A 9,337-nucleotide genomic window follows, 5' to 3' on the forward strand; every position below is an offset into this window, starting at 1 on the left:
ACGGGCACGCTTCGCAGGGGGCAAAGCCCCGTTATAAAAATTTAAATAGTAAAATTAAAAATGCTGTAAATATTTCTTAATTTAGTTTTAAAACAAGTCTTATGTTTTACTTTTTAAGAATTATACTATAAAATAATTTTACTACAATTATTAATAACGAGGCATAATGAAAAGTTTTAAAATAGAATCGAATTTCAAGCCTTCAGGAGACCAAATAACAGCAATAGACTCTTTAGTTAAAGGGCTTGAAAATAAAAATAAATATCAAACTCTTTTAGGTGTTACTGCAAGCGGAAAAACTTTTACAATTGCAAATGTTATAGAGAAAGCTAACCGTCCTACTCTTGTAATGTCGCATAACAAAACTTTGGCAGCACAGCTTTATAGAGAATTAAAAGACTTTTTTCCAAACAATGCAGTTGAATACTTCGTTTCATACTACGATTATTATCAGCCTGAAGCCTATGTTCCTGCAAAGGATTTATATATTGATAAAGATGCCTCAGTTAATGATGAGATTGATAGGCTAAGACTTAAAGCTACTACATCGCTTCTTGAAAGGAGAGATGTTATAATCGTTGCTTCTGTTTCTTGTATATACGGCTTGGGTTCTCCTGAAGATTATAGAAAACTTTATATTGCAATAGAGAAAGACGGAGAATATGACAGAGATGAAATCATTGAAAAATTAGTATCTATACAATATGAACGAGTTAAAGATGTGCTTGAGAGGGCAAGATTTAAAGTAATGGGAGATACTTTAGAGATAATGAGTGCCTATTCTGATGAGGTTATAAGAGTAGAGTTTTTTGGCGACACTGTTGAACGCATTATAAAAATTAACCCTATCACAAGGCAAAAAATTGCAGAGCAAGATAGAGTTGTAATATATCCTGCAAAACACTTCGTTACAGGAAGCGACAAATTAGCAGCAGGAATAAAATTAATAGAAGAAGAACTTGAAGAGCAGTATAATAAATTTAAATCCGAAGGAAAGTTAGTAGAAGCTGAAAGAATATACGGAAGAACAAAATATGACTTAGAAATGCTTAGAGAAGTGGGCTACTGTGCAGGCATAGAAAACTACTCTCGCCCATTATCAGGACGTAAAGAGGGAGATAGACCTGCTTGTTTGATAGACTATTTTCCAAAAGATTTTTTAACTATAATAGATGAGTCGCATGTAAGTGTGCCTCAGATTAGAGGAATGTTTTTTGGAGATAGAAGCAGAAAAGAGACTTTAGTAAAATATGGTTTTAGACTTCCTTCAGCATTAGATAACCGACCATTATTTTTTGAAGAATTTGAAAGCCTCACTAATGACACAATATATATTAGTGCCACTCCTGCAGAATATGAACTAAAAAAAAGCAGCCAAGTTGTAGAGCAGATAATTCGCCCTACAGGACTCCTTGACCCTATAATTGAAGTATATCCTATAAACGGTCAAATAGACAGAATTCTTGAAGAGATAAAAAAAACAGTATCAAACAACGAAAGAATATTTATAACAACACTCACCAAAAAAATGGCAGAAGACCTCACAAAATATTTAAATGAAAATGGAGTGAGAACTCGTTATTTGCATTCAGACATTCAAACAGTTGAACGTGTGGAGATAATAAGAGATTTGAGGCTTGGGGCTTTTGATGTGCTTGTGGGCATTAACCTTTTGAGAGAGGGGCTTGATGTGCCCGAAGTATCACTCATACTAATACTTGATGCAGACAAAACAGGTTTTTTAAGAAACACTACTACATTAATACAAACAATAGGACGTGCTGCAAGAAATGCTAACGGCAGAGTGATAATGTTTGCTGACACTATAAGCGATGCTATGAAAGTAGCCATTGATGAAACAGAGAGAAGAAGAAAAATACAAATGGACTACAATAAAGAGCATAACATCACCCCAAAAACGATAATAAAAAAAATACAAGATATAATTGAAAGAGAAGAAAAAGTTGAAACTTCTTATGAGCTTCATTTTGACTTTAGACGCTTCAATGAAAGAGTAAAAATAGACCCTGAGCAAAAAAGCGATGATTATATAAAAGAGCTTGAAAAAGAGATGAAAAAAGCTTCAGACAGTTTAGAGTTTGAAAAGGCTATTGAGATAAGAGAGAAAATAAATCAGCTTAAACAATTAAAGCCAGCAAAAAAATCTGTGCATAAAAATATCACTTCAAAAAAGCCTAAACATTAAACCCTACTTTTTAAAAGCATACTTGTGAAAGTAAATGCAAGAAGGAAGTATACCTAAAGCCCAACCAACAGGATTTGCAAACCACACTCCAACATATCCAAATGGTATAGATAAAAATACGGAACCTCCAACTTTTATAACAAGCTCAACTATTCCAGAAATTAAAGGGATTAGTGCTTTTCCTATTGCCCTTATAGAGTTATTGTACAATAGTATTATAGCTAAAAACGGGTAAAACATCGATGATATTCTTAAATAGCCTCTGCATATCTCTACTATTATTTCTATATATTCATCATTGCTTGAAATAAAAAGCCTTATCAAATTATCTCCAAATACAAATATAATAAATGTTGCAAATAAACTTAAAGATAATGATAATATTATTATGCTTCTAAAACCTTCTTTAATTCTATCAAACTTTTGAGCCCCAAAATTTTGTGCCACATAAACAGCAAAAGCTTCAGATACCACAAAATATGCCATAGAAGCAAATTGATTTATTCTGTTTCCTGTAGTGTATGATGCTACAACATTGGTACCGAATGTATTAACAACTCCGCTTATAATCATCTCTCCTATAGATAAAAATATTGCCTGCACACTCATAGAAATACCTATTTTTATTATCATAAATAAATTTTCAAAATTAAAAACAATATCCTCTCTATAAAGTTTTAGTATTGGAAATTTCTTAATAATATATAATACACTCAAAAAAGCAGATATTATTTGTGATATTACAGTAGCAATGGCAACACCAAATACATTCATTTTGAGTAAAGCAACAAAAATTAAATCCAATATGATATTTAAAACAGTTGTAAGTATCAAAAAATATAAAGGAGTTTTACTATCACCCAAAGCCCTTAATATACTAGAAGCCCCATTATATATAAGCTGCCCAAATGATAACCCCACACATATTTGCAAGTATAATACAGAATTATCTATTATATCTGCTGGTGTTTGTAATAATATCATAAGAGGTCTTGATAAAAATATACCAAGTATAAAAAGAATAAATGAGCTAAATAATGTTAAATATATGGAACTAACAAAAGTAGTTTTAAGCATAGTTTCGTTTTTAGCCCCAAAAAACTGCCCCATTACTATAGAAAAAGCATTAGTAAACCCTATAGCAAAAGATAAAAAGAAAAACATAGTAGAAGTAGTAGCCCCAATAGAAGCTAATGCCCTTGACCCTACAAACTTGCCTATAATAATAGTATCTGCAACCCCATAGAATTGCTGAAATATTCCTCCTATAAGCATTGGTATAGAAAAATATATTATAGTCTTAAACGGACTTCCTACAGTCATATCTTTTGTCATAATAAAAACCTGCAAAAAATTATGCATATATATTATATGATTTTATAATAAATTAAAATATATTTTATAGAAAAATATTTTAATTTATTTTGTAATTGTATATAATAAATTCGATATAAAAATTACAGGTGATGTTTTATGAAAATAGTTTGCCTTGGAGATAGCACTACTTATGGTTATATGGTTAATAGAAATAAAGTTTGGACATCTATATTAAATACTAAATTCAATAACTCTAATATACAGTTTATAAACAAAGGCATAAACGGAGATACTATTTCTTCAATGTATTATCGTTTTGATAATGATGTTATTAATGAAAAAGCTAACACTCTAATACTCATGGGTGGAGTAAATGATATATTTCTTTTTAAGCCTTTAGAAGATATAAAAAAAAGCTTTGTTGACATAATAAACAAATCTAAAGAAAGCAATATAGATATAATAGCATTCACACCTATACCTTTCATAAAAGAAGATTTTATTTTTTTTGAAGTTAGTAATTTAGAAGAGATGTCAAGCACATTAATGGACTATGTTAATTTTATTAATTCCTACACAAAAGAAAATAATATAAAATGCATTGATGTTTACAATATGTTTATAAATGAAATATTGAAAGAGCATAAATATTATGATTTGTATTTTGATGGGGTTCATTTAAATAGCGAAGGGCATGATGTTTTTTCTTCTTATATATTTGAAAGATTAAAAAAGTATATAAAGTAAAAGGATTCACTTTTATTCAGCTTTATAAAGATAAAGCCAAATAAAAGTGGGAGATTATTTATGAAAAATACTAATTATTAAAACAGAACTTATAAAAAAAGGTAAAATATTTTATAAAAAAATCTACATAATTATAATTAATATTTATTTGTGGATATATTAAAATTTTAACGTATAATAAGTATTATGAAAGTAAAAATAATAGATACAGCTTATGGTGGATATGGCGTTGCTAAAGATGGAAAAATTATATTTGTAGCACATTCTGTTGAAGGTGATGTAGTTGATATATCCATAAAAAAAGAAAATAAAAACTTTTGCTATGCTAATATAAACAATATTATAGAGCCTTCAAAACATAGAATAAAAGCAAAATGTAAATATGCAGGTATTTGCGGCGGATGTGTTTTTAATCATATTGAATATAATAAGCAATTAGAAATAAAAAAAAGTATAGTATTAAACTCCATAAGAAATATAGAATATAATAATGAAATAAATATAATAAAATCACCTAATGAACATTATAGACTCAGAGTAAATATGATAGCTCAAAACGGCAATATTGGATTTTATAAATTTAATACTAATGAGTTTGTGAATATAGATGAATGCATAATATTAAAGGAAAAACTTTTTGATAAAATAAAAAACTTTGTTCATCGCAATAATATAACTGGAAATATCTATGCGATAGAAAGTAATAATGGCAAAACACTATCATTTATTGATATTATAAAACAAAATAAAAATATAGATACAAGCTATTTTGACGGAATAACTATAAAACAAAAAAATAAAATAAAAAAATACGGCATAGATAAAACAAATTACAATACGTATTTTGGAGAAGTACCATTATCACATAAAAGCTTTTTTCAATCAAATCATTATCTGTTAGATGAGTTTCAAAAGAGTGCTATTAAATACTTTAATGAAGATGATAAAAATCTAGTTGAGCTTTATGCTGGAAGCGGATTTTTTACTGTTGCAATTAGAAATAAATTAGAAAGTTTGAATATTGATTACAAATTAATCTCTTCTGAAATAAGTTCTGACTCTGTAAGTATTGCAAAAGATATTATAAAAGAAGATGCAAGCGAAACATTAAAAAAAATAAATTATAATATAGATAGTTTATTTATTGATCCTCCCCGTGACGGACTAGACAAAAAAGTAATAGAAAACATTATTAGAATAAAACCAAAAAAAATTATATATATTTCTTGTAATCCTATGACGTTTGCAAGAGATATTAATTTATTAAAAGATTATTATCAATTAATAGATTTAAATATAATAGATATGTTTCCAGACACCTATCATATAGAATTAATTTCTTGTTTAAAACTAATAAAATAATTATGTTGATATTAGCAGTAAAAAATATATAATTCTTTTTAGGAGTGATAAAGCATCATGAAGATAATTTTTTTAGGCACTGGCACATCAGATGGTGTACCTATGATAGGCTGCAAATGTAATGTTTGTAAGAGTAAAGATAAAAGAGATAAAAGAACAAGAGCATCTGTTTTAATACAACATAAAAACAAAAATTACATAATAGACACTTCTTTAGATTTTAGAGAACAAATGTTAAAAGAAAAAGTTGATAGCTTAGAAGCTGTATTCTATACTCATCATCATGCAGACCATTCTTCTGGAATAGTAGATTTGCGTTCATTAAATTTTATTATGCATAAACATATAGATTGTTACGGCAATAAAGATACTATGGAAGTATTAGAAAATAAATACGATTATATATTTAACCCCGTTCAAATAGGAGGAGGAATTCCAGATTTAGAGTTTCATATTATAGAAAAACCTATAAAATTTGATGATATAACTGTAACTCCAATTCCTGTAAAACATGGTATATTAAACATATTAGGTTATAGATTTAATAACTTCACATATATTACGGATGCAAGTTCCATAAGCGATGAAAGCTTAAAACTCATAGAAGGCAGTGAAATTTTAGTATTAAATGGATTAAGATATCGCCCGCATAGCACACATTTATCACTTCAAGAATCTGTTAATATAGCAGATATGATTAAAGCTAAAAAAACATTTTTTACACATTTAACTCATGATGTTTTACATAAAAATTTAGAAAAAGAACTACCAAAAAATATGTATGGTGCATATGACGGACTAACTTTAGAAATATAATATATTTTTAATATTGATTATAAATATTAATGGTATATACTTATATATATACGATTATGTATAAAAAATATTTTTAACATATTGGAGGATATGATGTTTGGTTATCTACAAAAAATAGGTAAATCCTTAATGGTACCTGTAGCCGTATTGCCGGCAGCTGCTATCCTTTTGGGTATTGGTTACTGGATAGACCCTAATGGTTGGGGAGGCGGAAGCCCAGTGGCAGCTTTCTTTATTAAGGCAGGTGGTTCTATTATAGATAATATGCCTATATTGTTTGCGGTTGGAGTTGCTTTTGGTATGTCTAAAGATAGAAATGGTGCTGCTGCTTTGGCAGGACTTGTAGCATTTCTAGTTGTAACAACTCTTTTAGCTCCTGCTACTGTTGCTATGATTCAGAGTAAAGATGTTGCTGATGTAGCTCCTGGTTTTGCTAAAATCAACAACCAATTTATAGGTATACTTTGTGGTATTATAGCTGGAGGTTTATACAATAAGTTTTCTGAAGTAAAATTACCAGAATTCTTAGCATTCTTTAGCGGAAGAAGGTTTGTACCAATAGTTACTTCTGGTGTTATGATGATAGTATCATTCATATTAATGGTTGTATGGCCTGCTATTTATGGCGGTTTAGTAAGTTTTGGTGAAGCTATCATTAGTCTTGGTCCTATAGGTGCTGGTATTTATGGTTTCTTTAATAGACTTTTAATTCCTGTTGGTTTACACCATGCTCTTAACTCAGTATTCTGGTTCGACGTTGCTGGTATTAATGATATACCTAATTTCTTAGGCGGTCAGGCTTCTATTGATGCTGGTACTGCTGTTATCGGACAAACTGGTATGTATCAGGCTGGTTTCTTCCCTATTATGATGTTTGGTCTTTTAGGTGCTTGTTTGGCTTTCATTAAAAATGCTAAACCTGAAAATAGAAACAAAATTCGCTCTATAATGTTGGCTGCTGGTTTTGCTAGTTTCTTTACTGGTGTTACTGAACCTATAGAGTTCTCATTCATGTTTGTTGCTCCTGTATTATATCTTATACACGCTATATTAACTGCTATATCTTTGATTATTGCTTCTAGTATGAAATGGATTGCTGGTTTTGGTTTCTCTGCTGGTTTGATTGACCTTGTTCTTTCTACTAGAAACCCTTTAGCTACTCAATGGTATATGTTAATTGTACAAGGTATAGTATTCTTTGTGCTTTATTTTGTTATTTTCAACTTTGCTATTCAGAAATTTAATCTTAAAACTCCTGGAAGAGAAGATGATGATACTGATGAAATAGAAGTTACTGTATCAACTAGCAAAAATGCTTCTTATGCAGATAAAGCATTACTTCTTCTTCCTTTACTTGGAGGACTTGAAAATATAGTTGATATTGATAACTGTGCTACAAGATTAAGATTAGAAGTAAAAGACAATTCTATAGTAAATGATTCTGAAATTAGAAAACATTTCCCTGGTGTATTAAGACCTGGTAAAACTTCTGTACAAGTAATAGTAGGTACTGATGTTCAATTCTTGGCAGATGAGTTTAAAAAGTTAGCAAAAAAATAATATATTATTGTTATTAATTATAAGAGGCATGGCATTTTTATAGTGCTATGCCTTTTTTATTTATTATAAAAAATAATATATAAAAAATAATTGCAATAAAAATATTTGCATTATATAATTGTTTATTGAATTTTTATTTTAAGGATTTTATCTTATGCCAGCTAATTTAAAAGAAGCTCTAACCTTTGACGATGTATTATTAGTACCACAAGAATCAGACATTCTTCCCAAAGATGTATCTTTAGAAAGAAAATTAACTAAAAAAATCACATTAAAAACTCCATTAATAAGTTCACCTATGGACACTGTAACAGAATCTAAAATGGCTATAGCAATGGCACTATGCGGAGCTTTGGGAGTTATACATAAAAATATGCCGTTAGAACAACAGGCAAAAGAAGTAGCAATTGTAAAAAGTTTTAAAGATATAGAAAATAAAGAAAAGGCAAGTCTTGATGAAAAAGGTTCTTTGATAGCTGCTGCTGCTATTGGAATATCTGATGATAGATATGAAAGAACAGAAAAATTAATAGAAGCTGGTGTAAATGTAATAGTAATAGATACAGCACATGGTCATTCAAAAAATGTATTAAATGCTATAGCAGATATTAAAAAGAAATATTCTCAAGTGGAAGTTATAGCTGGAAACATTGCCACAAAAGACGGAGCTAAGGCTTTGGTTGATGCGGGAGTTGATGCTATAAAGATAGGTATAGGTGCTGGTTCTATATGTACAACAAGAATTATTGCTGGTGTTGGGGTCCCTCAGCTTACTGCTATAGAAGATGCTTCTGAGATAGCTAAACAATATAATGTTGGAGCTATTGCTGACGGCGGTATAAAATATTCTGGTGATATAGTAAAGGCTTTTGCTATAGGGGCTGATGCTGTAATGGCTGGGGGGCTTTTCTCTTCTACTTATGAGGCTCCTGGTGATGTTATTATCATAGACGGTAAAAAATATAAACCTTATAGAGGAATGGGTTCTGTGGGTGCTATGCTTCATGGAAGTAAAGACAGATATTTCCAAAGTGAAGTAGTAAATAAATCTAAGTTTGTTCCTGAAGGTATAGAGGGTGTTACCGAATATAAAGGTCATGTTGCGGATGTTGTTTATCAGATTACAGGTGGTATTCGTTCTGGAATGGGATATATTGGTGCTAGAACTATAGAAGAGTTACAGAAAAAGGCAGTATTCTTGAAGATTACAAATCAAGGTCTTGCAGAAAGCCATGTACATGATGTAAAAATTACTTCTAAAGCTCCTAATTATTAAAATATATTTTTAAGATAATAAAGTAAATTAATAAATATTTATATTGTTTTAAT

At 29.5% G+C, this 9,337-nt stretch carries 7 protein-coding genes; 6 read left to right on the forward strand and 1 reads right to left on the reverse strand.

Features of this window, described 5'->3' with window-relative positions; genetic code table 11:
* The first annotated feature begins 166 nt into the window (after positions 1–166).
* On the forward strand, positions 167–2,206 hold the full coding sequence (gene uvrB, locus E6A48_RS00180; protein ID WP_219708040.1) for an excinuclease ABC subunit UvrB: 2,040 nt from the start codon (positions 167–169) through the stop codon (positions 2,204–2,206).
* A gap of 3 nt (positions 2,207–2,209) precedes the next feature.
* Here the strand turns inward: uvrB and E6A48_RS00185 are convergent, their stop codons facing one another.
* On the reverse strand, positions 2,210–3,541 hold the full coding sequence (locus tag E6A48_RS00185) for an MATE family efflux transporter (RefSeq protein ID WP_219708041.1): 1,332 nt from the start codon (positions 3,539–3,541) through the stop codon (positions 2,210–2,212).
* Between the two features lie 138 nt (positions 3,542–3,679).
* Between E6A48_RS00185 and E6A48_RS00190 the strand changes: the two genes are divergently transcribed.
* The 5 genes from E6A48_RS00190 (at position 3,680) to guaB (ending at position 9,284) form a co-directional block, all read left to right on the forward strand.
* Positions 3,680–4,270 (forward strand): GDSL-type esterase/lipase family protein, encoded by a 591-nt coding sequence (locus tag E6A48_RS00190; protein ID WP_219708042.1) that lies wholly within the window; start codon positions 3,680–3,682, stop codon positions 4,268–4,270.
* 186 nt (positions 4,271–4,456) lie between these two features.
* Positions 4,457–5,632 (forward strand): class I SAM-dependent RNA methyltransferase, encoded by a 1,176-nt coding sequence (locus tag E6A48_RS00195; protein ID WP_219708043.1) that lies wholly within the window; start codon positions 4,457–4,459, stop codon positions 5,630–5,632.
* Between the two features lie 57 nt (positions 5,633–5,689).
* On the forward strand, positions 5,690–6,448 hold the full coding sequence (locus tag E6A48_RS00200) for an MBL fold metallo-hydrolase (protein WP_219708044.1): 759 nt from the start codon (positions 5,690–5,692) through the stop codon (positions 6,446–6,448).
* 93 nt (positions 6,449–6,541) lie between these two features.
* Positions 6,542–8,008, forward strand: a complete 1,467-nt coding sequence (nagE, locus tag E6A48_RS00205) for an N-acetylglucosamine-specific PTS transporter subunit IIBC (protein ID WP_219708045.1) — start codon at positions 6,542–6,544, stop codon at positions 8,006–8,008.
* Between the two features lie 154 nt (positions 8,009–8,162).
* A complete protein-coding gene (gene guaB / locus E6A48_RS00210; protein WP_219708046.1) occupies positions 8,163–9,284 on the forward strand; it encodes an IMP dehydrogenase in 1,122 nt (373 codons plus the stop codon).
* Positions 9,285–9,337: the final 53 nt, after the last annotated feature.

Origin of the sequence: Brachyspira pilosicoli, from assembly GCF_019402445.1 — a bacterium.
Taxonomy (GTDB): domain Bacteria; phylum Spirochaetota; class Brachyspiria; order Brachyspirales; family Brachyspiraceae; genus Brachyspira; species Brachyspira pilosicoli_B.